The sequence below is a fragment of the Sulfurospirillum sp. genome (assembly GCF_036802865.1).
GTDB lineage: Bacteria > Campylobacterota > Campylobacteria > Campylobacterales > Sulfurospirillaceae > Sulfurospirillum.
Genome location: NZ_DAIRVK010000001.1, coordinates 63,999 through 88,137, shown reverse-complemented (window position 1 = coordinate 88,137; position 24,139 = coordinate 63,999). Strand labels below are relative to the sequence as shown.

The 24,139-nt window shown below is 38.7% G+C and carries 20 protein-coding genes and 4 tRNA genes; 14 read left to right on the top strand and 10 right to left on the bottom strand.

Annotated features, from left to right (window positions below; genetic code table 11):
• Nucleotides 1-95: 95 nt before the first annotated feature.
• Both V7Q04_RS00435 and V7Q04_RS00430 read right to left on the bottom strand, forming a co-directional pair.
• Nucleotides 96-710 (bottom strand): fumarylacetoacetate hydrolase family protein, encoded by a 615-nt coding sequence (locus V7Q04_RS00435; protein WP_333802955.1) that lies wholly within the window; start codon nt 708-710, stop codon nt 96-98.
• Between the two features lie 2 nt (nt 711-712).
• A complete protein-coding gene (locus V7Q04_RS00430) occupies nt 713-1,621 on the bottom strand; it encodes an RluA family pseudouridine synthase (RefSeq protein ID WP_333802954.1) in 909 nt (302 codons plus the stop codon).
• Between the two features lie 118 nt (nt 1,622-1,739).
• On the opposite strand from V7Q04_RS00430, the gene purB reads away from it, so the two are divergent.
• From purB to V7Q04_RS00385, 9 genes are all read left to right on the top strand, one after another.
• On the top strand, nt 1,740-3,068 hold the full coding sequence (gene purB / locus V7Q04_RS00425) for an adenylosuccinate lyase (protein WP_333802953.1): 1,329 nt from the start codon (nt 1,740-1,742) through the stop codon (nt 3,066-3,068).
• On the top strand, nt 3,068-5,434 hold the full coding sequence (locus tag V7Q04_RS00420; RefSeq protein WP_333802952.1) for a ribonucleoside-diphosphate reductase subunit alpha: 2,367 nt from the start codon (nt 3,068-3,070) through the stop codon (nt 5,432-5,434). Before purB ends, V7Q04_RS00420 begins: the two co-directional genes overlap by 1 nt.
• Before the next feature lie 22 nt (nt 5,435-5,456).
• Nucleotides 5,457-6,155 (top strand): aspartate/glutamate racemase family protein, encoded by a 699-nt coding sequence (locus V7Q04_RS00415; protein ID WP_333802951.1) that lies wholly within the window; start codon nt 5,457-5,459, stop codon nt 6,153-6,155.
• 210 nt (nt 6,156-6,365) lie between these two features.
• A complete protein-coding gene (locus tag V7Q04_RS00410) occupies nt 6,366-8,471 on the top strand; it encodes a ribonucleoside triphosphate reductase (RefSeq protein WP_333802950.1) in 2,106 nt (701 codons plus the stop codon).
• Nucleotides 8,468-8,632 carry an anaerobic ribonucleoside-triphosphate reductase gene (gene nrdD / locus V7Q04_RS00405; protein ID WP_263832391.1) on the top strand — a complete coding sequence of 55 codons (165 nt, stop codon included), beginning with the start codon at nt 8,468-8,470 and terminating at the stop codon, nt 8,630-8,632. Before V7Q04_RS00410 ends, nrdD begins: the two co-directional genes overlap by 4 nt.
• A complete protein-coding gene (locus V7Q04_RS00400; protein ID WP_333802949.1) occupies nt 8,568-9,305 on the top strand; it encodes an anaerobic ribonucleoside-triphosphate reductase activating protein in 738 nt (245 codons plus the stop codon). The genes nrdD and V7Q04_RS00400 overlap by 65 nt, the downstream gene beginning before the upstream one ends.
• 135 nt (nt 9,306-9,440) lie before the next feature.
• The gene (locus tag V7Q04_RS00395; protein WP_333802948.1) at nt 9,441-10,463 is read left to right on the top strand and encodes a ribonucleotide-diphosphate reductase subunit beta; all 1,023 of its coding nucleotides are present in this window, start codon (nt 9,441-9,443) and stop codon (nt 10,461-10,463) included.
• Nucleotides 10,453-11,208: a carbon-nitrogen hydrolase family protein gene (locus V7Q04_RS00390; protein WP_333802947.1), complete on the top strand. Its 756-nt coding sequence runs from the start codon at nt 10,453-10,455 to the stop codon at nt 11,206-11,208. Before V7Q04_RS00395 ends, V7Q04_RS00390 begins: the two co-directional genes overlap by 11 nt.
• A complete protein-coding gene (locus tag V7Q04_RS00385) occupies nt 11,186-11,845 on the top strand; it encodes a protein-L-isoaspartate(D-aspartate) O-methyltransferase (protein WP_333802946.1) in 660 nt (219 codons plus the stop codon). Before V7Q04_RS00390 ends, V7Q04_RS00385 begins: the two co-directional genes overlap by 23 nt.
• A 106-nt stretch (nt 11,846-11,951) precedes the next feature.
• Here V7Q04_RS00385 and recJ read toward each other — a convergent pair whose 3' ends face one another.
• The 3 genes from recJ to galU form a co-directional block, all read right to left on the bottom strand.
• Nucleotides 11,952-13,535 (bottom strand): single-stranded-DNA-specific exonuclease RecJ, encoded by a 1,584-nt coding sequence (recJ, locus tag V7Q04_RS00380; protein WP_333802945.1) that lies wholly within the window; start codon nt 13,533-13,535, stop codon nt 11,952-11,954.
• Nucleotides 13,528-15,168, bottom strand: coding sequence for a CTP synthase (locus V7Q04_RS00375; RefSeq protein ID WP_333802944.1), 1,641 nt, complete (start codon nt 15,166-15,168; stop codon nt 13,528-13,530). The genes recJ and V7Q04_RS00375 overlap by 8 nt, the downstream gene beginning before the upstream one ends.
• A 138-nt stretch (nt 15,169-15,306) precedes the next feature.
• Nucleotides 15,307-16,176: a UTP--glucose-1-phosphate uridylyltransferase GalU gene (gene galU, locus V7Q04_RS00370; protein WP_333802943.1), complete on the bottom strand. Its 870-nt coding sequence runs from the start codon at nt 16,174-16,176 to the stop codon at nt 15,307-15,309.
• A 178-nt stretch (nt 16,177-16,354) separates the two neighbouring features.
• Between galU and V7Q04_RS00365 the strand changes: the two genes are divergently transcribed.
• The gene (locus V7Q04_RS00365; RefSeq protein ID WP_333802942.1) at nt 16,355-18,025 is read left to right on the top strand and encodes a methyl-accepting chemotaxis protein; all 1,671 of its coding nucleotides are present in this window, start codon (nt 16,355-16,357) and stop codon (nt 18,023-18,025) included.
• 361 nt (nt 18,026-18,386) lie between these two features.
• On the opposite strand, the gene V7Q04_RS00360 is transcribed toward V7Q04_RS00365, so the two are convergent.
• The 3 genes from V7Q04_RS00360 to ilvD are packed head-to-tail and all read right to left on the bottom strand — an operon-like array spanning nt 18,387 to nt 20,917.
• Complete coding sequence (locus tag V7Q04_RS00360; RefSeq protein ID WP_333802941.1) at nt 18,387-18,587, bottom strand: hypothetical protein; 201 nt, start codon at nt 18,585-18,587, stop codon at nt 18,387-18,389.
• A gap of 12 nt (nt 18,588-18,599) precedes the next feature.
• Nucleotides 18,600-19,238, bottom strand: a complete 639-nt coding sequence (locus V7Q04_RS00355; RefSeq protein WP_333802940.1) for a MarC family protein — start codon at nt 19,236-19,238, stop codon at nt 18,600-18,602.
• Nucleotides 19,238-20,917, bottom strand: a complete 1,680-nt coding sequence (gene ilvD, locus V7Q04_RS00350; protein ID WP_333802939.1) for a dihydroxy-acid dehydratase — start codon at nt 20,915-20,917, stop codon at nt 19,238-19,240. The genes V7Q04_RS00355 and ilvD overlap by 1 nt, the downstream gene beginning before the upstream one ends.
• Before the next feature lie 129 nt (nt 20,918-21,046).
• Here ilvD and V7Q04_RS00345 point away from each other — a divergent pair.
• The 4 genes from V7Q04_RS00345 to V7Q04_RS00330 all read left to right on the top strand — a co-directional run bounded on the left by V7Q04_RS00345 (nt 21,047) and on the right by V7Q04_RS00330 (nt 21,454).
• Nucleotides 21,047-21,121, top strand: a tRNA-Gly gene (locus V7Q04_RS00345).
• A gap of 27 nt (nt 21,122-21,148) precedes the next feature.
• Nucleotides 21,149-21,236: transfer RNA gene (locus V7Q04_RS00340), tRNA-Leu, on the top strand.
• Nucleotides 21,237-21,257: 21 nt separating this feature from the next.
• Nucleotides 21,258-21,331, top strand: a tRNA-Cys gene (locus V7Q04_RS00335).
• A 35-nt stretch (nt 21,332-21,366) separates the two neighbouring features.
• Nucleotides 21,367-21,454 (top strand) — tRNA-Ser (locus tag V7Q04_RS00330).
• A 75-nt stretch (nt 21,455-21,529) separates the two neighbouring features.
• Here V7Q04_RS00330 and V7Q04_RS00325 read toward each other — a convergent pair.
• Together V7Q04_RS00325 and V7Q04_RS00320 are read right to left on the bottom strand one after the other, a co-directional pair.
• Complete coding sequence (locus V7Q04_RS00325; RefSeq protein ID WP_333802938.1) at nt 21,530-21,973, bottom strand: heme-binding domain-containing protein; 444 nt, start codon at nt 21,971-21,973, stop codon at nt 21,530-21,532.
• A gap of 102 nt (nt 21,974-22,075) precedes the next feature.
• Nucleotides 22,076-24,139: a molybdopterin oxidoreductase family protein gene (locus V7Q04_RS00320; protein WP_333802937.1), complete on the bottom strand. Its 2,064-nt coding sequence runs from the start codon at nt 24,137-24,139 to the stop codon at nt 22,076-22,078.

Sequence of the window (24,139 nt, the reverse complement as noted above, 5' to 3'; positions counted from 1 at the left end):
TTTAATTATTGTCGTGATCGTAGGAGTAGGTGGATTGGTGAGAGTCCTCTTTAAAAAAGAGAAGTAAGAGCTTTACATGTAAAGCTCTTCTAATTTTATTTAGCTATCCATTCTTTAGAAATAATTTCTCTATCTGCAATAAAAATCTTACCTACAAATTTATCACCTTTTATATAACTTCCAACGCCTTTGGGTGTACCACTCATCATAATATCGTTATCAATCAATGTTGAAAAAGAGTTAATCTCTTTGATAACAGATAGCGGTTTGTGAATCATTAGATCAATATTTCCTTCTTGAACTAACATATCGTTAATCCATAATTGCATAGAGAGTTTATCAGTCTCAGATTCTTCAATACTTACAAACTGACTCATAACAGCTGCACCATCAAATGCCTTTGCACGCTCCCATGGTAAGCCTTTTCCTTTAAGCTCACTTTGAAGTTCACGGTTAGTCAAATCAAGTCCAAAAGCAACAGCACTTATCTTTCTTTTTTTGATTAAAAAAGAGATTTCACCTTCATAATGAAGGGGTGTTATTGCACCTGTTATGAGCTCACTACTGAGTGCCGAGTTAGGCTTCATGAACAAGACCATAGAAGTAGGGACCTCATTGTTTAACTCTTTAATATGTTCAACATAATTACGACCAATACACACTACTTTACTCGGGGCTACTCTTACGCCATCAACTATAACTGTTTTCATTTCTATCCTTTCATTAAGTTGTAAAATATTTTTTTAGCATCAAACTTTGATTCTATCTTATACGCAATTCCTTTATACTCAAATGCTAGTGTTTGAGCATGCAAAAGAAGACGTGAACTTTGAGTTATTTCCAATTGCTCTTCTGCACTCATTAACCCATCTAAAAACTTTTCAGCATAATCTTCATCAATACCATAAATTGGATCACCAACAATGTGATGTTTCACGTGGAACAAATGTACTCGTATCTGATGTTGTCTTCCAGTATAAGGAACGGCCTCAACCAACGTAGCATCTTTGTCTGCAAAATAGTGCAGGGGAGTAATTTTGGTTTGAGAAGCTTTCCCTCTTTCATCTACATGCACTTTAAGACGAATTTGGCTTCTTTCAACATCACGCTTTAGTTTTTCATCTATCATGATCACATCATCCATTTTACCATGCACTAAAGCCAAATAACTCTTTTGAACTTGTCTTGTTGCAAAGATGCGCTTAAGATCAATTTCGGCTTGTTTGTGTTTACCAACTAAAACCAACCCACTTGTACTTTTATCAATACGATGCGCTGCATTAGCATCTTTTCCATAAAGTGATTTAATCTCATCATTAAGAGTATATCCATCACTTCTTTTACGTGGATGCATCATCACACCACTTGGCTTTTCAAACACAGCAAAATCTTCTGTCTCGAAAATAGGGAGTAAACCTTTTGAATTTCCCTCAAAAACTATAACACCAATATTCCCAACAATGAGAGCTGATTTTTTCAGAAGTTGTTCGTCCTCAACAAACACTCGCCTTTTATCAACAATTTTTTGTGCTTCGCCCATGCTAATGTCAAACGTATCCATTAAAAAACGAAAGGCAAGTGTTGGTTCTTCAAGAACAAACTTTTTCAAAGTATACGCCAAAATTCAACCCTTTTTTAGTCCGAAATTGTTAAAATAAAGAATCAAAAAAAACACGATTCTATAGATAAATTCAACGTATTTTATCACAGAAAAATCACAAAACAGACAAGGAATAAAAATGGTAGAGCGCTACGCAAGAGAAGAGATGAAAAAGCATTGGACAATTGAGGCAAAATACGACGCATGGCTCAAAGTCGAAAAGGCCGCTACCAAAGCGTGGAACAAACTAGGTCTTATTCCTGATAGTGATTGTGAAAAGATTGTTAAGAATGCCAAGTTCAATATTGAGAGAATTGATGAAATCGAAAAGGTAACACGACATGATGTTATTGCTTTTTTAACCAGTGTGGCTGACAGTCTTGGTGAGGAGAGTAGATGGGTACATTATGGCATGACAAGTTCAGATTGTATCGATACAGCTGTCGCACTTCAAATGCGCGACTCTTTACACGTTATCATTGACGATGTTAAAGTTTTAATGGAATCATTAAAAACGAGAGCAATGGAACACAAGATGACTTTAATGGTTGGAAGAAGTCACGGTATTCATGGTGAGCCTATCACTTTTGGTTTGGTTCTTGCTATTTGGTACGAAGAGATCAAACGAAGTCTTAAAAATCTTGAAAACGTTATGGAAGTTATTTCTGTAGGACAAATCAGTGGTGCAATGGGAAACATGGCTCACTCACCGATTGAACTTGAAGAGTATGTGTGTGCTGACCTTGGTCTAACTCCAGCTCCTGTTTCAAACCAAGTTATTCAAAGAGATCGTTATGCTGCTTTGATGAATGCACTTGCTCTTTTAGCTTCCAGTTGTGAAAAAATTGCTGTAGCAGTTCGTCACTATCAACGCACCGAAGTGTATGAATGTGAAGAGTTCTTTGAAAAAGGACAAAAAGGAAGCTCTGCAATGCCTCACAAGCGCAATCCAGTCCTCAGTGAGAACATTACTGGACTTTGCCGCATGATTCGATCCTACGCGATCCCAGCTATGGAAAACGTTGCATTATGGCATGAGAGAGACATTAGTCACAGCTCGGTTGAGCGTTTTATTCTACCCGATGGGTTTATTACCACAGACTTTATGCTAAACCGCCTCAACAGTGTTATCTCAAAACTGGTTGTTTACCCAGACAATATGATGCGTAACCTTAACCTCACAGGTGGCCTTGTTTTCTCTCAACGCATTCTTCTTGAGCTTCCACTTAAAAATGTATCACGTGAAGATGCCTACAAAATCGTTCAACGTAATGCAATGAAAGTCTGGGAAGATCTTCAACATGGAAAACCAGCACTTAATAGCGATGGTGAAAGTTTATACCTTCAAAACTTACTCGCAGACGAAGACCTTCGAGCAAAACTAAGTGAAACAGAAATCAGAGAGTGTTTTGACTATTCTTACTATACAAAAAATGTTGATAAAATCTTCCAAAGGGTGTTCAAATAATGTTAACCGTCCAAAAGCGTAATGGTCGCATTGAGCCACTAGACATCTCAAAAATCCAAAAATATACCAGCTCTGCTATCAAAGGTTTGGACAACGTCTCTCAAAGTGAACTAGAAGTTGATGCAAAGATTCAATTTCGTGATCAAATCACCACTGAAGAGATTCAAAAAACATTGATTAAAACAGCAGTCGATAAAATTGATATAGATCGCCCAAATTGGACGTATGTTGCTGCACGTCTTTTCCTTTATGACCTTTACCATAAAGTCAATGGCTTTACAGGTTATGGAAGTTTTGCGGAATATTTGGAGCGTGGAGAAAAAGAAGGACGTATTGCTTTGGGCCTTAAAGAAAAATACGACTTAAAAGACTTAGAATCTCACCTCAAACCAGAGCGCGACCTTCAGTTCAATTATCTTGGTATTAAAACACTTCACGATCGCTATTTGATCAAAAATAGACAAGGAAGGCCAATTGAATTGCCGCAGCATATGTTTATGGCAATTTCAATGTTTTTAGCACAAAACGAATTAAACTCCCAAGACTGGGCAAAGAAATTTTACGATGTTATCAGTAAATTTGAAGTGATGCTAGCCACACCAACGCTTTCAAATGCACGAACAACACGTCATCAACTCAGTTCCTGCTACATCGGGAGTACACCGGATAATATCGAAGGTATTTTTGACTCATACAAAGAGATGTCACTGCTCAGTAAATTTGGTGGAGGCATTGGCTGGGACTGGAATCTTGTACGCTCAATGGGTGGTATGATCGATGGTCATAAAAATGCTGCGGGTGGTGTTATACCGTTTTTAAAAATCACCAATGATATTGCTGTAGCGGTTGATCAACTGGGTACAAGGAAAGGCGCTATTGCGGTTTATTTAGAGCCATGGCACATGGACATCTCTGACTTCTTAGACTTGAAGAAAAATTCAGGTGAAGAGAGGCGTCGCGCACATGAGCTTTTCCCAGCACTTTGGATCAACGATCTTTTCATGAAAAGAGTTGAAGCAAATGCTATTTGGACACTTTTTGATCCTGCTGAAACACATGATCTTTGTGAAGTCTTTGGTGAAGAGTTTGAAAGACGATACCTCGCCTATGAGCAAAATGAAAATGTTGCAAAAGAGTATGTCCCGGCAAAAGAGTTGTGGAAGAAAATTCTTACAAGTTACTTTGAAAGCGGAAGCCCCTTTTTATGCTTTAAAGACAATGCCAATAAAGCCAATCCAAATGACCATTCAGGCATTATTCGAAGTTCTAACTTGTGTACAGAGATTTTTCAAAACACACAACCAAACCATTATAAAATCAAAATTGTTTTTAATGATCAAACGTTCATTACATACGAAGAGAGTGATTTGGTTAAAGTAGACAGTGGCATTACCAAAGAGGCTAAGAAAGTAACAGCACTCGATAGCATTGATGGTAAAGATATTTTTATTGTTGAAAAAGAGATGGTAGAGGGTAAAACCGCTGTGTGTAACCTAGCGAGTGTGAACCTTTCCATTATCAATACCAAAGAAGATATTGAGCGAACGATACCAATTGCCATACGAATGTTAGACAACGTTATCGACCTTAACTTCTACCCACACGCAAAAGTCAAACATACTAACCTCAAATCACGTGCAATTGGTTTAGGTGTTATGGGTGAAGCGCAAATGCTCGCAGAAAAGCACATTGCATGGGGAAGTTATGAGCACTTTAGTAAAATCGATGAAGTAATGGAAGCAATCAGCTACAACGTTATCCTTGCCTCTTCTAACTTAGCGATTGAAAAAGGCGCTTATCCAGAATTTGCAGGCTCAAAATGGAGCAGAGGCATTTTCCCAATCGATACAGCCAATGAAGAAGCTAAAAAGTTAGTTGATCGTGGTGGACTTTTTGGTTATATGTATGACTGGGATAGCTTAAAAGAAAAAGTAAAACACAATGGTATGCGTAATGGCTATTTAATGGCTATTGCACCAACAAGCTCTATCTCTATTCTCGTTGGAACTACCCAAACCATTGAACCAGTTTATAAACGTAAATGGTTTGAAGAGAACCTCTCCGGTATGATACCTGTGGTTGCTCCAAATCTTAACCCCGATACCTGGGGATTTTATACTCCAGCGTATGAACTCGATCAAAGAGTACTCATTAAAGCGGGAGCAATTCGTCAAAAATGGATCGATCAAGGACAAAGCCTTAATATCTTTATTACCCTTGATAAAGCCAGTGGAAAGTACCTCAATGATATCTATATGCTAGGATGGAAATTGGGTATTAAATCAACGTATTATCTACGTTCACAATCGCCTGAAAACAAACTTGAAGTAGCGGATCGTAGCATTGAGTGCGAAGGTTGTCAATAAGCGTTACACGCAAAGGTTGCAAATGAAAACAATAGGACTGATCGGTGGTATGAGCTGGGAGTCCACACTAAGTTATTACAAACTTTTAAATGAGGGAGTAAAAGCAAGGTTGGGTGGACTTCATAGTGCAAAAGTCATTCTTCATTCCGTTGACTTTGCACCTATTGCTCAACTGCAAACAGAAGGAAAATGGGAAGAGTCTGCTTTCATCATCAAAGAAGCAGCTCTTTCCCTAGAACGTGCTGGAGTAGATTTTATTCTTCTATGCACCAATACCATGCACAAAGTTCTTCCTTTAGTCACGCCTCATATTAACGTACCTTTTTTACATATTGCAGAAGCAACCGCAAGTGCACTTAATGTTCACGGTGCACATAAAGCAATTCTGCTAGGAACCAAATTTACGATGCAAGAGTCTTTTTACAAAGATATTTTAAATACACACCTAATTGACGTTGTTGTTCCTGATGAAAAATCAATAGAAACAATTAATCAAATTATCTTTCAAGAACTCTGCGTTGGTAAAATTGAAAAAGCTTCAAAAGAGATATTTGTGAAGATTATTGGTGATCTTAAACATTATAATCCAAGCATTGATGCTGTTATTTTAGGGTGCACTGAAATTGGGCTTTTGCTGGATCAGCAAAGCTCGAAAATTCCGTTGTTTGACACCACTCTATTGCACGTAAATGAAGCACTTAATCATGCAATACTAAGCTAGTATATTAATATTTAAATTAATTTTTTATTTTAATATATTTTGGACATAAATAGACTATAATCCCTTTATTTAGAGCCTTGATAGCTTTAAATAAACATGACAAAAAAGCTCTATTTTGAGGCTGTGACATAGTTGTTGCAGCTTAATCATTAAGTTTCTTTAAATTTTACTCTTACTATAATCTTCACTACTTTTAAATCTAGGATAACCATGCTAACCAAAGTACTCAAACGTGACGGAACAACAGAAGAATTCGAACCTTTTAAGATCGAAGATGCCATCAAAAAGGCCTTTAAAAGCGAAGGTGTAACGTACGATGAAAGTATCTTTAAAGAGATCCTAAAGCGCATTGAGAAAAAACGTGTAGCAGCGGTCGAAGACTTCCAAGATATGATCGAACAAGAGCTTTATAAATCTCGTTATTTTGACGTTATGCGCTCATTCATTCTTTACCGACATACACACAAAATGCAACGTGAACACATCTACGGACTTAATGAAGACACAACCTATGTCAATTCGAGTCAAACGATTGAAGAGTACATTGGGAAAAGTGACTGGAGAATTAAAGCAAACTCTAACACTGGTTACTCTAACGCAGGCCTTGTTAATAATACAGCAGGAAAAGTTATAGCCAATTACTGGCTCGATAAAATTTACTCCAAAGAAGAGGGTTTAGCGCACCGCAATGGCGACTATCATATCCATGATTTAGATTGTTTAACCGCTTATTGTGCTGGTTGGAGCCTTAGAGTCCTTTTGGATGAAGGTTTTAACGGGGTCAGAGGTCGTGTTGAAAGTCGCCCTCCAATGCATTTTCGTGAAGCACTCGGGCAAATGGCAAACTTCTTAGGAATCCTTCAAAGTGAGTGGGCAGGCGCACAAGCATTTAGTTCGTTTGATACCTACTTAGCGCCATACGCATTCAAAGACAAAATCTCATACAAAGAGATTAAAAAGGCAATTCGTAGCTTCATTTACAACCTCAATGTTCCTGCGCGTTGGGGACAAAGCCCTTTTACGAACATTACTATTGATTGGACTGTGCCTAAAGACTTAGCAGATCAAATCCCAACGTCAAGTCAACGTCACCTCTTTAAAGAGATTAACGATGCTGATCTTGTAGAAGAGGCTAAAAGAAGAGGGGTTAACTCACTTGAAGCAATGACCTATAAACATTTCCAAAAAGAGATGAATCTTATCAATAGAGCTTACTATGAAGTCATGACAGAAGGTGATAAAACAGGTCAACCGTTTACATTCCCAATTCCTACCGTTAACATCACAGAAGATTTCGATTGGGAAGGCGAGAATACAGAATTACTCTTTGAAAATACCGCAAAAATTGGTTCATCGTATTTCCAAAACTTCATTGGAAGTCAATACGTCAGAGATGCTGAAGGAAAACTTGTTGAAAATCCAAAAGCTTACAAACCAGGTCACGTGCGCTCTATGTGTTGTCGTTTGCAACTCGATCTTAGAGAGCTTTTAAAACGTGGTGGTGGACTTTTCGGAAGTGCTGAGATGACAGGAAGTATTGGTGTTGTCACACTCAATATGGCACGTCTTGGTTATCTTTATAAAGGCAATAAAAAAGAATTGATGGAGCGTTTTGAGTACTTAATGGACCTTGCAAAATCAACGCTAGAGAAAAAGCGTGTTTTTGTTCAAGAGATGTACAACCGTGGGCTTTACCCTTATACAGCACGTTATTTACCAGGATTTAACAGCCATTTCTCAACGATTGGCGTTAATGGTATTAATGAAATGATCCGTAACTTTACGGATGACAAGCATACGATCGCAGATGAATATGGAATGGAATTTGCTCATGAAATATTAGAATTTGTGCGCAATAAAATGGTTGCTTACCAAGAAGAAACGGGAAATCTCTACAATCTTGAAGCAACACCAGCAGAGGGTACAACGTATCGTTTTGCGAAAGAAGATAAAAAGCGTTACCCTGAGATCATCCAAGCAGGATCAGGAAAAAATGTTTATTACACAAACTCCTCTCAACTTCCTGCGAATTATACCGATGATCCTTTTGAAGCATTGGATCTACAAGATGACCTTCAATGCTCCTATACAGGTGGAACCGTTCTGCATCTTTACATGAAAGAGCGCATTAGTTCCAGTGAAGCGTGTAAAAAGTTGGTCAAAAATGTCATTACTAACTACCGTATGCCATACCTAACCATCACACCTGTCTTTTCAGTGTGTGAAAAACATGGTTACATCAGTGGTGAGCATGAGTTTTGTCCTAAATGTGACGAAGAGTTAATTGAACAATACAAAGAAGGAGATGCATCATGAGCAAAACAGAAATTTTAGAGAAATTGAGAGAAAAACGTACGAAATGTATCGTTTACACTCGTGTTATGGGTTATCACAGACCCGTAGAGAGTTTCAATGTTGGAAAAACAGGTGAACACAAAGAGCGAACACAATTTGTTGAGAGATGCTGCCATAAATAAACCCATCCATAGTATTACCAAATTTACGACGCTAGACTATCCTCATCATCTAGCGTCTATTTTTTGGTTTGCAAAGTGCAATATGGCATGCCCCTATTGCTACAATCCTCAAATAGTACGAGATACTGGAACAATAAGCCTCGATGAAGCTCTTCAATTTCTTCAAAGCCGTAAAGGGCGACTTGATAGTGTTGTGTTAAGTGGTGGCGAATGTACCCTATACCCGCATCTTGAAGCATTCTGTGAAGCTATTAAAACCTTAGACTATAAAATCAAAATTGATACCAATGGATCAAATCCACAGCTACTGACAACATTAATAGAGAAAAACCTTGTTGACTACATAGCACTCGACTACAAAGCTCCCCAAGACAAATATGAAACACTAACGCGATATCGGCATTTTGAGCGTTTTGAACAAAGCCTTGAGCTACTGATTCAAAACCATTTTCCTTTTGAAGTACGCACAACACTCCACAGTGATTTACTGAACATACACGACATCAATGCGATCATTGAAAGTCTCCATAAAAAAGGTTATCAAGGTACCTACTTTCTACAAAATTATTTACATGTAGAACAGACCCTTGGAGCAACAAAAGAGCAACAAAATCAGTTTGATTTGAGCAAACTAACCCCTCTTGTGCCCATAGAATTAAGAAATTTTCGATAAAATAGTCTTCAATTAAAAGTCCTACTCGTCAAACTAGCAAAGCTAATTTGGCTATGCTTGCCGCTGTGGTTTCCAAGCTTGCACACTCAGTTGGTAGAGTCAATTTTAAAATAAAAAAGTATACAAGGAATAGCAGTGGAGCGCAAAAAAATCTACAACCCAAACTCAGATGAGAGCTTAAATGATCGCAGAGTCTTTGGCGGAAATCCTCATGGAATTTTAAATTTTACCAAAGCAAAATATACGTGGGCACTCAAACTTTGGGATATGATGGAAGGCAATACATGGTTTCCTAAAGAGGTCGATACCACCAAAGATGTCATCGACTATAACCGCAACTTGACCGATGCTGAAAAACGTATGTATGATCTTGTTTGGTCACAACTTATCAGTATGGACAGTTTCCAGACTAACAACTTGACCGATAACATTAACCCTTACATCACGGCTCCAGAGATTAACGCGTGCCTTTCACGTCAATCGTACGAAGAGGCAAACCACTCCAAATCTTATGCTGTTATGGTCGAAGCGATTTGTGACAACACAGACCTCATTTATGAAATGGAAAAACACGATGAGGTTTTGCGTCGTAAAAATGACTATATTTCAAGCGTTTACGAAGAGTTAGCCGGTGATGTCACCGATGAAAAACTCGTTCTTGCTATGTTTGCAAACCAAATTTTAGAAGGTATCTATTTCTACTCTGGCTTCACCGCGATTTACGCTCTTGCAAGGGCTGGAAGAATGCTTGGTAGTGCTCAGATGATCCGTTTTATTCAACGCGATGAAATCACACATCTTCTCATCTTTCAAAACATGATTAACTCTGTTCAAAAAGAACGCCCTGAACTTTTTACAGCTGAACTTAAAGCCAAAGTCTATGATATGTTCCAAAAAGCGGGCGACCTTGAAATTGAATGGGGTAAATACATCACCCAGAATCAAATTATGGGCTTTACTGACGATATCATCGAAACCTACATTCACTATCTTATTGATGATCGTTTAACAGCAGTTGGTTTTGAGAAACTTTACAATGCAAATCATCCGATCAAATGGGTAGATGACTTCTCAAAATTTAATGATCAAAAAACAAACTTCTTTGAAGGCAATGTCTCGAATTACAGTAAAGGAAGTCTCTCCTTCGATGACTTCTAACAAAATGCTCTGTGCTTTACAATTTGCCTATGAAGGACGAAGCTTTGAAGAGAATTTTGCAACCTTGCAAACTCTTTTAGAGCAAACTCCTGCGCAGAGCATTTCTTTAGCACCAGAACTTTGTTTAAGTGCTTACAGCTACACTCAAATGCAAGAAGCATCAGAATTTTCTGCTGCCATACTTCCAAACCTCGCAAAACTTTCCATATCTAAAACATTTGGGCTTACCCTAATCGAAAAGGCAACTACCGGGTATGTGAATAACTTTAAGCTCTTCCACCAAGGAGAGCTTATCTATACACGCGCTAAAGCAAAACTTTTCACATTGGGTGATGAAGAACACTATTTTAGCTCAGGAAAAGACGAAGATCTCCGTATTATCGAGGTTAATGGAATAAAAATTGCTGTGTTGATATGCTTTGAACTTCGCTTTCCAAAACTTTGGGAGCAAATCAAAGGAGCCGATCTCATTTTAGTACCTGCTTACTGGGGAAACCTTCGTAAAAAGCATTTTGAAGCACTCACGACAGCACTGGCGATTGCCAATCAAGCGTATGTGCTTTGCAGCAATAGTGCTGATGAGAGTATGGGTAAAAGTAGTGCGATTATCTCTCCTTTTGGTGATGTAATCAGCGATGACAACTGTAACCTTATAATGCATCCTTTTGATTTGAATGAGATCAAAAAAATGCGACGATATCTTGACATAGGACTTAATTATAATGCCGCAAACGGCTCACTTTAACACTAAAATACGTTTTCAAAAACACAAAAAAATGGCAGATGAAATTGCCAAAATCTGCCCCATTAGCCCTAATGTCTACGATGCTTTCTGCCAAAGTGAACGTGAGCTTTTTGTACCTCAAGGTATGAGTATGCACGCTTATAAACTCGATGCACTACCTCTTGTCGCCAACCAATGGATCAGCTCACCTTTAACCGTGGCCAAAATGACCGAAGCTCTTAGTCCCAAAGGGGCAGATAGTGTTTTAGAAATTGGGTGTGGAAGTGGCTATCAAGCGCTTATTTTAAGTAAAATCATTCGTAGAGTCTTTACCATTGAACGTATTGAACGATTGCTTAAAGAGGCGCGTGAACGTTTTAAAACATTGGGTATTTCCAACATACACACGCGCTTTGACGATGGTCAAAATGGATGGAGAGAATTTGCTCCTTATGATCGTATTTTATTTTCTGCTTCGACGCCAGAGGTGCCTCAAAAACTTTTTGAACAGTTAAAAATTGGAGGGATTTTAGTAGCACCCATTGAAAAAGGCGATAAACAGATTATTACCCGTTTTATTAAAACAGAAGAGGGTATACGAAAAGAGACAATCGGTGATTGTCTCTTTGTACCTGTTAAAGATGGTCGTGAGTTTTAATGGAGTTCTATGCAGAACTCCTTACACGCTTTTCAAGTAAAACTTAAAAAGCTACGCTACGCTGAGTTTCTTCGGCAGAAAGCCCATGCACCTCTGGTGCATTAATCTAATACTTTTTAACGATTTGCTTGATTAATAACTGAGGTGTCACAAGCCCACGATAGTCATTGCGTGAAACGGTAAAGAGAATATCAAGACGATCCCCTTGTTTGGCTTTCACATCATAATTAAAAAAGAGCGCTTCAAGAGCACTGCTTCCCTCTTGTAAAATGAGCTTGAGATGTTGCCCATCTTTACCAATCAATCGATCAACTTTTACGGCAATATTACGTAACAAAAAGCTTGGTTTTGGATTCTTCTGGCCGTATGGTTCTTGATTTTCCAAAATTTCCAACAATTCAAAATCAATCTGATCGGCAGTGATTTCGCCTAAAAGGTCATTGTCAGCTTCCAATACTTCTTGCGTAAACTGGCTTGAAGCTTTTTCTAAATTTGTACGAAATTGTTCCAAATGCTTGATTTCAATCGAAACACCTGCGGCACCTTTGTGTCCACCAAATCCAAGTAAAATAGATTCTTGGGAACGAATCAATTCTAAAATATCCACATCTCCAATGCCTCTGGCACTTCCTTTTGCTCTCTCATCTCGAATTGAGAAAACAATAGCAGGCTTTTTAAAGCGTTTGGAGAGCCGTGAAGCGACGATCCCAACAATACCCTCATGCCACTCTTCTCCCCATGCCACGATGATATTTGAATCCTCTTTGACGTAAGGAAGCGCTGCTTCAAATAAAAGACGCTCTTCTTCTTTGCGTGCTTCATTGAGAGAGACAATGTAATCAAGCTTTGCTAAAGCATCATTCACATTTTTTGATTTCAAAAATTCATAGGAAAAAATAGCATCTTCCATACGCCCTGAACTGTTAATCAAAGGCGCTATTAAAAATGAAATATCATCGCCCTCTAAAGTCGCTTTACCAAAATACTGTTTTATAGCTTCAAAAGCTACTCGAGGAGAGCGGTTAAGCTCGACAATGCCCTTTTTAACCATAACACGGTTCATTCCAACAAGTTCCATCATATCTGCCATAATGGCAATGCAAAGCAGATCTAAGAAACTGGATAGATTATATTCAATACCCAGCTCTTCTTTGAGTGCAGCAACCAAATACCACGCCACTTGGGCACCGCAAATCTCACAGTGTGGAAAAGCACAATCTTCTTGCTTAGGATTGACAATAGCATATGCTTCAGGCAAAACAGCAGGAATACTATGATGATCGGTAATAATCAGATCAATGCCTTGCTCTTTGCAAATTTGAGCCGCCTCAATGGCAGATATGCCATTGTCGACGGTGATAATAACATGCACATCAAGCTTCGCCACAATATCTGGATTTAAACCATACCCATCGGTAAAACGGTTTGGGATAATCAAGGAGTAATCCACTCCAAGATCATCAAAGAATTGGCTTAAAATAACCGAAGAAATCACACCGTCAACATCATAATCGCCCACAATAGCAATACGTTCACCATTTCGCATCGCATCAGCAATACGTTTTGATGCTCGTGCAATATCTTTGAAAGAGGAAGGCTTAGGAATCTCGTTTAAACAAGTGCATTCGTCACTCTCGAATCTACATTGAAGAATCCGTTTTATCTCCTCTTTGGTTAGTAAACTAACCATTTTGGCGTTGAGTTAAAGCCGCTTTCGCAAATCCTAAAATAGTTTTATTAGGGTTTGTTAAACGTGATGTAAACTCTGGGTGAAACTGAACGCCTAAAAACCATGGATGACCTTGAAGCTCCACTGCTTCGATCAAACCATGACTTTCACCACTCACAATAAGCCCCTCTTTTTCAAAAGCTTCGCGGTACGCAGGGTTTGCTTCGTACCTGTGTCGGTGACGCTCACGAATGACTTTAGCACCATCGTAAACAGATCGTAGCAATGAGTCTGGTTTTGTCTCACACTCATAGCCACCTAAACGCATTGTACCTCCCAATGGACTTTGAAAGGTACGTAACTGTTTTTGACCACTTGCATCCATAAAAGAGTCGATTAAATAGATAATTGGATTTTTACATGTAGGATTAAATTCAGCCGAATTAGCATCTTCAATATTCAAAACATTACGTGCGAATTCAATCATCGCAAGTTGCATACCAAGACAGATACCAAGATATGGTATTTTATGCTCTCTTGCGTAACGAATAGCTGCCATTTTACCCACAACACCGCGCTCTCCAAAACCACCTGCAACCAAGATGCCATCAACATCAGATAAAATCTCTTCGCACCCTTTTTCTTCGATCATTTCTGAATCAACCCAACGAATTTTCACTTTGGCATTCAGATTTGCTCCAGCGTGAATTAACGATTCGGTAAGTGATTTATACGACTCTTTAAGATCAAGGTATTTACCGACAAAAGCGATCATTAACTCATCACGAGGTGCAATCACACGCTTGACTAAAAGATCCCATTCATCCATATGTGGTGTAAGCTCGCCTAAGTTTAATGCCTCTGAGATCGGTACTAAAATGTTCTCTTTGAGAAAACTGAGTGGCACTTGGTAAATCGTTGTCGCGTCTAAACACTCGATGACAGAATTACGCTCAACGCCACACGAAAAAGCCAATTTGTTTTTAAGCTCTTTAGGAAGAGGGTATTCGGAACGACAGATCAACATATCTGGAGTGATACCAATACGACGAAGCTCTTGTACTGAGTGTTGCGTTGGTTTAGTTTTAAGCTCACCTGCTGCTTTGATAAAAGGAACAAGTGTTAAATGAATATTCATAGCCCTTCGTTTGCCAAGCTCACTTTTGAGAGATCGAATCGCCTCTAAAAAAGGCAAGCCTTCGATATCACCTACGGTTCCACCAATCTCTACAATCAAAATGTCTTGACCACGACCTGCTTCTTTAATGCGATTGGCAATCTCATCGACAATGTGAGGAATGACTTGAATGGTTTTACCAAGGTAATCTCCACGTCTTTCTTTTTCAATAACAGAAGAGTAAACACGACCTGTGGTAAAGTTGTTGGCTTGGGTTAGATTTTCATCTAAAAAGCGCTCGTAATGACCAAGATCAAGGTCGGTCTCAGCACCATCATCGGTTACAAACACTTCTCCGTGTTCTAATGGACTCATTGTTCCAGGATCAACGTTGATGTAAGGATCTGCTTTGAGAATGCTGACTTTAAAGCCAACATTTTTTAAAAGTGTAGAGATACTCGCCGCTGCTATGCCTTTACCAAGAGAGCTTAAAACGCCTCCGGTTATAAAAATATACTTTGTTTCCTGATTGGACATAATCTTCCGCCTCATTATTATTTAATGGCAAGATTATAGCTAAGCTAAGCTAATAAAGGGTTTATCTTCATTGTTTGAAGAGAAGTAGAGAAGGGTGCAAAACCTCATAAAAAACCTTATGAGGTTTTGCAAATAAAACTATTTTGCTTTATCGTGGAAGTAGTTTGTTGCTTCAACAAAGCCCTCAATAGAGCCACAATCAAAACGTCTTCCTTGAAATTTATACGCAATAACTTTTCCTTGACGTGCTAGTTCTAAAAGCGCATCAGTAATTTGAATTTCCCCACCTTTGCCAGGTTTTGTATTTTCAATAACATCAAAAATATCAGGAGTCAAGATGTAACGTCCAATGATCGCTAAATTGGTTGGCGCATCTTTAGGGTCTGGTTTTTCTACCATGTTAGAGACACGAAGTACTGATTCATTACCATCAACAATTTTACCGTCAATAACGCCGTATTTATTCGTCTCTTCTTTAGGGACTTCTTCAATAGCAACAACACAACAACGGTATTTTTCATACACTTCGACCATTTGTTTCAAGACAGGATCGTCATCGTTATTGTCACATAAGTCATCCGCCAAAATAACCGCAAATGGCTCATCTCCAATCAATGTTTTTCCAGTAAGAATGGCATGACCCAAACCTTTCATCTCAACTTGTCTGGTATAACTGAAAGTACAATTGTCAATAAGGTTTCTAATTTCGGTAAGGTAACTCTCTTTTGAGGTTCCTTTGATTTGATGCTCTAATTCATAACTGACATCAAAGTGATCTTCAATGGCACGTTTACCACGTCCTGTTACGATAGCCATTGTATCAATACCAGCACTCACTGCCTCTTCGACACCGTATTGAATCAATGGTTTTGTAAGAACAGGCAACATCTCTTTAGGCATTGCTTTGGTTGCAGGAAGAAAACGCGTACCGTAGCCTGCGGCTGGGAAAAGACACTTTTTAACGGATTTTAGACTATTGATTTTGCTATATTTTGAGATACTTGACACTGTATCGCTCCTGAAAATTTAAATGCGAAATTTTATCTTAATTTTGCTCTTTTTTTTATAAGTATCAAAAGTAAACACTCATAAGTCATTTCTTTGTTACAGTTTTATTTTTTCATATTTTTATCATGTTGGTGTGTTACCCTTATAAATTAATCTTAAATGTGAGTCGAGGGACAGGATGCTTCAACACTACTTTTTTAAAATCAGTGCTATTTTTATTTTCTCAGCCATAGGTTTATTATTAGCTACATGGTTTATACTAGAGCCATTTATTGTCATTATTGGCTTATTTATCTTTTTAACCATAGCTATTATGACATTCTATAAGCTTATTATTCAGCCCTTATCTCATTCATTAGAGCTCATTGCTGAATTTGATGCCAGAGATAAAACTTTACGTGAGACCCATCAAAAAGAATTTTTACATGTAACAGAAAAACACACTTTTCTTCATACTATTTTTCCAAGAATCTATAAGCTAGTAACACTTTTAACTTATCTGAGTGAAAATTACTCACAAAGTGCTGGTAAAAACTCTATAGCAACTGCACAATTAATGTATTCAATTGATTCTATGTCTAAAAAGCTGGAAGAAAAAGCACACTCTATCTCAGAGATTTCAAATTCAACTCAAAATATTTTTGAACACGTAAATTTGGTAAGCTCTAATGCGCAAGAAGCTTCATCGTTTGCCAAGCTGTCTATGAAAGAGAGTCAACAAAGCATTGCTGAACTCAATGAAATAATTACACGCATGAATAGCATCAATATACAATCAGCGGATGCCTCTTCCAAAGTCAATGATCTTAAAGAAAAATCCATTACTATCCAAAATGTAACAACCGTGATTGATGATATTGCCGATCAAACCAACCTTTTGGCATTAAATGCTGCTATAGAAGCAGCGCGAGCAGGAGAGCATGGACGTGGTTTTGCTGTCGTTGCCGATGAAGTGCGAAACTTAGCAGAACGTACCTCTAAATCAACCAGCGAGGTCACTATAATTGTTAAGCAAATTCAACAAGATACTAACGATGTATATACCAGCATTGAAGCATTACGGCATGAAATAGAACGAGCAACCCATACCGTACAGCACGTTGGTGATGAAATAAAACTTTTTATTGGTAATGCTGAAAAAATAGAGCATCAAATTGACACCATTGCAAAAAGTTCTGACTATAACAGTGATCAACTTCTTACCATTAAAGAAGCCATTTCAAAAATCAGTGAACAACTTGAAGCAGGAACCAAAGAGATGAAGTCTATTTCAGGGCAAACACAAGCGATTATTTCTGGCGCAGAAGAGGCTCATGAAAATCTCAGTGCTTTTGCAATGGATGAATACCACGAAAACATGTACCAACACTGCTTAAGTGCAAAAAAACGTATTGAAACATTATTTGAAAATGCCATTAGCCATGGAAAACTGTCTACAGAAGCTATCTTTGATACGAATTTTAAACCCATCGCCAATACTAATCCTCAAAAATTTACTACAGCATACGATGCTTTTTCAGACCAAACATTTCCCGATATCATCGATACTTTGATGAAAGAAAATTCACAAAACCTTTTTTATGCTGTAGCTATGCACAAGTCTGGCTACATCTCAACACATAATGCGCGTGCGCCACTTACAGGCAATTACGAAAAAGATCTTTTTGGTAATCGTTCAAAACGTATTTTTACGGACAGTGGTGTGAGAGGTGCAAATCATGAAAAGCGCGTTTTACTTCAAACATATCGAAGAGAAAATGGCGATATTATGCATGATATTTCTATTCCAATTTACGTTAAAGGGCGTCATTGGGGTGGATTTAGAATAGGATATAGGCCAAAATCCTAATAAAAGCCCTGCTTTATATATTATAAATAGCTTAATTTATATATTTAATATTATTATTTTAATCATAAATACAGTGTAAAAAAGTTACCGAAACAGCAATAGAAAAAAAATTATTATTTAATTTATTGTATTTTAAGTTTTAAGTGCATATAATTCCGAAAATGCAAAAAGGAGCTGTTAAGATGAAAAAATTAAATGTTGTTAAAGCTGGAATAGCTATGACTCTTATCAATGCTGTGTTATGTGCGGTTGGCTTTGTATATCTTATGCAGTCACAAACACTTTAATACGACACTAAATATCTATATTATAAACACATAGTGTGGCTATGATGTACTTATCAAAGCCACACTTTTCACATTTATTCTTGTTTATCACCTAACATCTCGCGCATTTTGCGCTCCATTCTCTTTTCAAAGGCCTCGTTAGAAGGTGAATCTTCACATGCAAATTTAGCTTTACCATATAAAACACACCCACGATCTCCAGGATCACACTCTTTTTTGATAATATCGCAAACCCCTTCAACATCATGAGGACAAGTCCAACCACCTTTGTTCATACTCAGTCCTTCTTACATGTAGTGTTTGACAAGCGTACTAATACCACCCACAACAAACTGTACAGCAATAGCTCCAACAATAAGGCCCATCAAACGACTAACAATTTTTTGCCCTGTAATTCCTAGATAATGCCTAATGTAAATACTGTTCTTAAAAGAGAGATAAACACTCAAAGCTACAATCAAATACGCAATAATAAGCGCTGCAAGTGAACTAATACCTTCACTATGTCCACGCAAAATAATGATCGTCGCAAAAATTCCTGGGCCAAAGGTAATAGGTATACCCAAGGGAATAACCGAAAATTCATCGTTTTTAATGGCTTCTTCTCTTTCTTCTTCTGTCTGACTTTTCGATTCCATAGAACCTTGTACCATCTTAATAGCGGTAAGAAGTAAAATAATACCACCCATAACTTTTAACGAGTCAATCTCAATACCAAAAAGATTCAGTAAAAAATTACCTGTTAGCAAAACAACAAAGAAAGCAACGATGATTGTCATCGTCGCTTTGGCTGCAATTTTATTGATATGCTCTTTAGTCGTGCTTTGGGGGAGGAGGGAGAGCATAATCGCACTCACTCCTAAAGGATCAACAATCGCCATCATCGTAATAGTATGTTGTAATAATAAATTAAAAAATTCAACCATTACGCATCAGTCTTTAACACAGCCCCGCTGCTTGCATTTGTAACGAGCTGTCGGTATTGTTTCAACCAACTACCTTGAATTGTTTTCACTTTTGGTTTAAATGCTGCTTTACGACGCGCTAATTCTTCTTCATCAATCAATGCTTCAATTGTATAAGCATCTACATCGATTTGTATGGTATCGCCATCGCTTACAAGACCTATCAGACCTCCCTCGGCTGCCTCAGGACTCACATGACCGATGCTAAGACCTCTGGTAGCTCCTGAAAAGCGTCCATCAGTAATGAGTGCAACATCAGCACCAAGTCCCATACCCATAATTAAACTAGTAGGGGAGAGCATCTCTTGCATTCCTGGTCCTCCACGAGGTCCTTCATAACGAATAACAACAACATCGCCTTTTTTCACTTTTCCACCTACGATACCAGCTAATGCTTCTTGTTGTGAATCAAAACAGACTGCCTTGCCAACAAACTGACGCCCACCGACAATACCTGCAGTTTTAATAACACAGCCCTCAAGTGCCAAGTTACCAAATAAAATTGCAAGACCACCGACTTTTGAGTAAGGATTTTCAAGTGTATGAATAATGGTTGTATCTTTAATCTCAGCATTTGCGATACGTTCACCAACGCTCTCACCTGTCACTGTCAAATTATCTAAAAATAAAATGCCATTGTCGCGTCTACTAACCTCTTTCATAACCGCACTTACACCCCCAGCTCTGTTGATGTCTTCCATATGAACCGTTGAAAGCGAAGGAGCAATTTTTGCAATATGTGAAACATTTTTACTAATTTCATTAATATCTTTGATCGCAAAGTTAACGCCCGCTTCTTTAGCGATTGCTAACATGTGAAGAACCGTATTAGAACTTCCACCCATCGCCATATCTACCGCAAAAGCATTACGGACTGCTTTTTCATTAAGAATATTGCGAATTTTAAAGCGATCATCAATGGCAATCTCACAGATTCGTTTCGCTGCAGCACGTAAAAGAACTTCACGCTCAGGGGTTAAGGCAGGAATCGTTCCATTTCCAGGAAGTGCAATTCCCATCGCTTCCATAAGTGTATTCATACTATTGGCTGTAAACATACCCGAACATGAACCACCACTTGGACATGCATTACACTCAATGTCTTTAAGCTCTGCTTCGTTAATATCGCCTTTTTCAAATTTACCTACGGCTTCAAATGCAGTGGTTAAATCAATCGGTGCTCCCTCTTTAGTGTAACCTTTCTTCATTGGTCCGCCACTGACAAAAACAGTTGGAACATTGACTCGAAGCGCTCCCATAATCATACCTGGAACGATTTTATCGCAGTTTGGAATACAGATCATTGCATCTAACATATGTGCATTCATCATCGTTTCAATCGAATTTGCAATGAGTTCGCGGCTTGGCAGAGAGTAAAGCATACCATCATGCCCCATTGCGATGCCGTCATCTACACCAATCGTGTTGAATTCGAATGGCACACAACCGTTCTTACGAATTTCATCTTTAATGATAACTGCATATTCATGTAAGAAGAAGTGCCCTGGAATAATATCAATGTAAGAGTTGGCTACGCCAATGAACGGTTTGTTAAAATCTTCATCTTTTAGACCTGTTGCCCGAAACAAACTCCTATGTGGCGCTCTGTTATACCCTTTTTTGACTTGATCACTACGCATCAATTCTTCCTTAAAAATTTTCTTAGATTATAGCAAAACCGCTATAAAAAAGTTGTACATGTAAACTTTTTTCACAAACTACTTTACATTACAAAAAAAAAGTGATATACTCTCATCTCTTTTTTAGATGCGGGAATAGCTCAGTGGTAGAGCACGACCTTGCCAAGGTCGGGGTCGCGAGTTCGAACCTCGTTTCCCGCTCCATTTAGTTTTTTAAAAAAGAAATGCGTTGCCCGGATGGCGAAATTGGTAGACGCAAGGGACTTAAAATCCCTCGGGAGTTTTTCCTGTGCCGGTTCAAATCCGGCTCCGGGCACCACCTCGATATAGAGAATACGGTGGCGATATAGCCAAGCGGTAAGGCATGGGCCTGCAAAGCCTTGATCCCCGGTTCAAATCCGGGTGTCGCCTCCACCTTTTGTATTATGTATCATCTATAAAATTTCTGTCGGGAGATGGCAGAGCGGCTTAATGCGGCGGTCTTGAAAACCGTTGAGGGTAATACCTCCGGGGGTTCAAATCCCTCTCTCCCGGCCACTCCTTTAAAAACTTCAAAGAAAACAGATCCTCAACTTATTTTCAGTATAAAAATAAAAACAATCACTTTTGAAATTATGACTTTTTGAGTTGTTGTAATTGTTGATCAAAAAATTGATCGAGTATTTTTTTGTCCTCTTGCTTTAAATGTGCGTTTTCATGCATCCATAAATAGCTTCCTTTAGGCATCAATCCATTGTCAATAAGTTGTTTTGCGCGTTTAACTCTTATTGTTCTTATATCAGCATCCATGTTTGCCCATTGGGAAAAGTTGAGTGCTTTTCGACCTTGGTCAATATGACCCGCCATTGCCCAAGAAATAGGTGCAACATTGTGGTACCAAGGATACTTTGTTTCATCAGAATGACAATCATAACAGGCATTTTTCAAAAGACTTATCACTTTTTCATCTGCCTGCAATGCAATTCTTTCATCAATTTTTGGATTATTGAAATGTGGTTTTATAAATTGAATAACTACTAAAATGCCCACCAAGCCTACAAATATCTTTTTTACCATTTATGCCACCTTTATTAAAATGTCATCATTTTAACACTACTCATTAAACAATAGGTAAAAAGTCGGCATTAAATGACCATTCTATTTGCTTTAAAAAAGGCTTTATAAATTGACTACTTCTACTTTTATCGATTTAAATGCTGCTGTTAAAATAAGTTCATCACATCTATCGCCAAAAAGATTATTGATTTTTGATTTTGCATGATGGAACGTAGCGAAAAGCGTTTTCGGTTGCACTTTGTCGGTAAATTTTACTGTAAGTGGTGCACTTTGCCCAAATTCGGTTTTTAATATCACTTTATCACTGGTAAAATCCCCCGCATCATCTTCATGTACCAATAAAATCGTTTCATCATAACGCTTATTGAGTCTCTCGCTGCGACTGGTTTGCGAAGCATTGTTATACTGCGCCAGTGTTCGCCCAGTGGTGAGATGATAGCCTGTGAGTCTTTTTTCACGTATCTCTTGCACCATGCCACGAAGCTCATACTGGTGGTAATGAAACTCACCATAGCCGTCTTCGGTTCTAAAGTCTAGTTGGTGCAAGATCGGTGTATCTTCGGTGTGTACGGGCCATTGCAGTCCACGAACGCGGTGGCGCTCCAATCTGTTGTAACTTGCACCTGAAAAACGTCTGTACGCTACTTCTCTGACTTCATCCCATATCTGTTTTGAGTCTTCATAAGTATAACTTCCACCCATTTTATTATCGAGTAGTTTGATGACTTCCCAGTCATCAGGAAGGTCAGACTTGACAAGGGGTTGCGAGAGATGAAGGCGACGCATAGCATTGACATAAACACCTGTTTTTTCATAGGCAGATTTTACACCGATGACAATGTCTGCTCGATTGGCGATTTCAGTCATAAAAAGCTCTTGCACCATGATAAATTCAACATTATCCAGTGCGCGGTTGACTTTGTTACTGTTAGGGTGAACATGGGTGAGGTCTTCACCCATATTGATCACCGCTTTGATGCGACCCTCTAGCATCTCATTGACCAGATCAGGTGTCATCAATCCTATCTCTTTAGGTGTTTGATAATCGGGGTCGTAGTAAGGTAGCATACCCATATCACAAGCACCTTGAACGTTATTTTGCCCACGAAGTGGCATAAGCCCAGCTCCAGGTTTTCCGATATTACCTGTCATCAGTGCCAAATGGGTAATCGCCATAACTGCGTATGAGCCATCAATATGCTCTGTTATGCCAAGTCCCCAGAAAATCATCGATTTTTTGAGGGCATATTCGCGTGCCACTTTAGGGATGAGTTTACTTAAGCTTTCATAGCCTTCAATTTGCTCAAAATACTTTGGATTGGCATAAGGGTCATTCAAGATTTTCTCTTTGAAAGCTTCAAACCCTTTAGTACGATCCGCTAGGAAATGCTCATTGTAAAGCTCTTCAGTGATGATGACATACGCCATCATGTTTAAGACAAGTAAATTGGCTTCATGCGGAATAATGCCTTTGTATTTGGCAAAGCGGTGTAGGGTGATTTCTCGCACATCAAAAACAGCTAAATTGTCATGCTTCCCTGCCACATCGACAATGCGGTTAGAGATAATCGGGTGTGCTTCGGTAGTATTTGAGCCAAAAACGATCATAAATTCGGCATTGTAGATGTCATTGTAAGGATTGGTCGCGGCACCCTCACCAATGGTCGTACGCATACCTTTAAGGCTTGGAGAGTGGCAGATGCGCGCACAGTTATCAACATGCGGAGAGTTTAGTGTATGACGAGTGAATTTTTGAAGCAAATAAGAACTCTCACACGATGTTCGTGCCCCACCAATGGAGCAGATACTCTTTCTGCCATACCGAGTTTGAATCTCTTGTAGTTTCATCGCCGCCGCCGTGGTGGCAGCATCCAAAGTCGTTTCATACCATGTCTCATCACACGTAACCAATGTTTCAGAAATTGCTTCTTTGATAGCTGAGTTTTGAGCCAAAAAACTTTTGCGAATACGTGGAATTCTAAGGCGATCAGGTGCATCGACAAACTCAAAACCGTATTTGCCCTTAACGCACAAATTGCCCTCTGATACCACGCCTTCAGGGTGGGCAAAGATGCTTTGAATTTTGTTGTCCTTAACATTGGCAGCGATGTCACAACCCACACCACAATAGGTACAAACACTGTCTATAACGTCAACGTGTTCCAT

Bases quoted from the DNA above. Each gene is read 5' to 3' on its own strand.
- V7Q04_RS00435 (WP_333802955.1), bottom strand. From the start codon at position 710: ATGAAAACAGTTATAGTTGATGGCGTAAGAGTAGCCCCGAGTAAAGTA.
- purB (WP_333802953.1), top strand. From the start codon at position 1,740: ATGGTAGAGCGCTACGCAAGAGAAGAGATGAAAAAGCATTGGACAATT.
- V7Q04_RS00420 (WP_333802952.1), top strand. From the start codon at position 3,068: ATGTTAACCGTCCAAAAGCGTAATGGTCGCATTGAGCCACTAGACATC.
- V7Q04_RS00415 (WP_333802951.1), top strand. From the start codon at position 5,457: ATGAAAACAATAGGACTGATCGGTGGTATGAGCTGGGAGTCCACACTA.
- V7Q04_RS00410 (WP_333802950.1), top strand. From the start codon at position 6,366: ATGCTAACCAAAGTACTCAAACGTGACGGAACAACAGAAGAATTCGAA.
- nrdD (WP_263832391.1), top strand. From the start codon at position 8,468: ATGAGCAAAACAGAAATTTTAGAGAAATTGAGAGAAAAACGTACGAAA.
- V7Q04_RS00400 (WP_333802949.1), top strand. From the start codon at position 8,568: ATGTTGGAAAAACAGGTGAACACAAAGAGCGAACACAATTTGTTGAGA.
- V7Q04_RS00390 (WP_333802947.1), top strand. From the start codon at position 10,453: ATGACTTCTAACAAAATGCTCTGTGCTTTACAATTTGCCTATGAAGGA.
- V7Q04_RS00385 (WP_333802946.1), top strand. From the start codon at position 11,186: ATGCCGCAAACGGCTCACTTTAACACTAAAATACGTTTTCAAAAACAC.
- recJ (WP_333802945.1), bottom strand. From the start codon at position 13,535: ATGGTTAGTTTACTAACCAAAGAGGAGATAAAACGGATTCTTCAATGT.
- V7Q04_RS00375 (WP_333802944.1), bottom strand. From the start codon at position 15,168: ATGTCCAATCAGGAAACAAAGTATATTTTTATAACCGGAGGCGTTTTA.
- V7Q04_RS00365 (WP_333802942.1), top strand. From the start codon at position 16,355: ATGCTTCAACACTACTTTTTTAAAATCAGTGCTATTTTTATTTTCTCA.
- V7Q04_RS00360 (WP_333802941.1), bottom strand. From the start codon at position 18,587: ATGAACAAAGGTGGTTGGACTTGTCCTCATGATGTTGAAGGGGTTTGC.
- V7Q04_RS00355 (WP_333802940.1), bottom strand. From the start codon at position 19,238: ATGGTTGAATTTTTTAATTTATTATTACAACATACTATTACGATGATG.
- ilvD (WP_333802939.1), bottom strand. From the start codon at position 20,917: ATGCGTAGTGATCAAGTCAAAAAAGGGTATAACAGAGCGCCACATAGG.
- V7Q04_RS00325 (WP_333802938.1), bottom strand. From the start codon at position 21,973: ATGGTAAAAAAGATATTTGTAGGCTTGGTGGGCATTTTAGTAGTTATT.
- V7Q04_RS00320 (WP_333802937.1), bottom strand. From the start codon at position 24,139: ATGGAACACGTTGACGTTATAGACAGTGTTTGTACCTATTGTGGTGTG.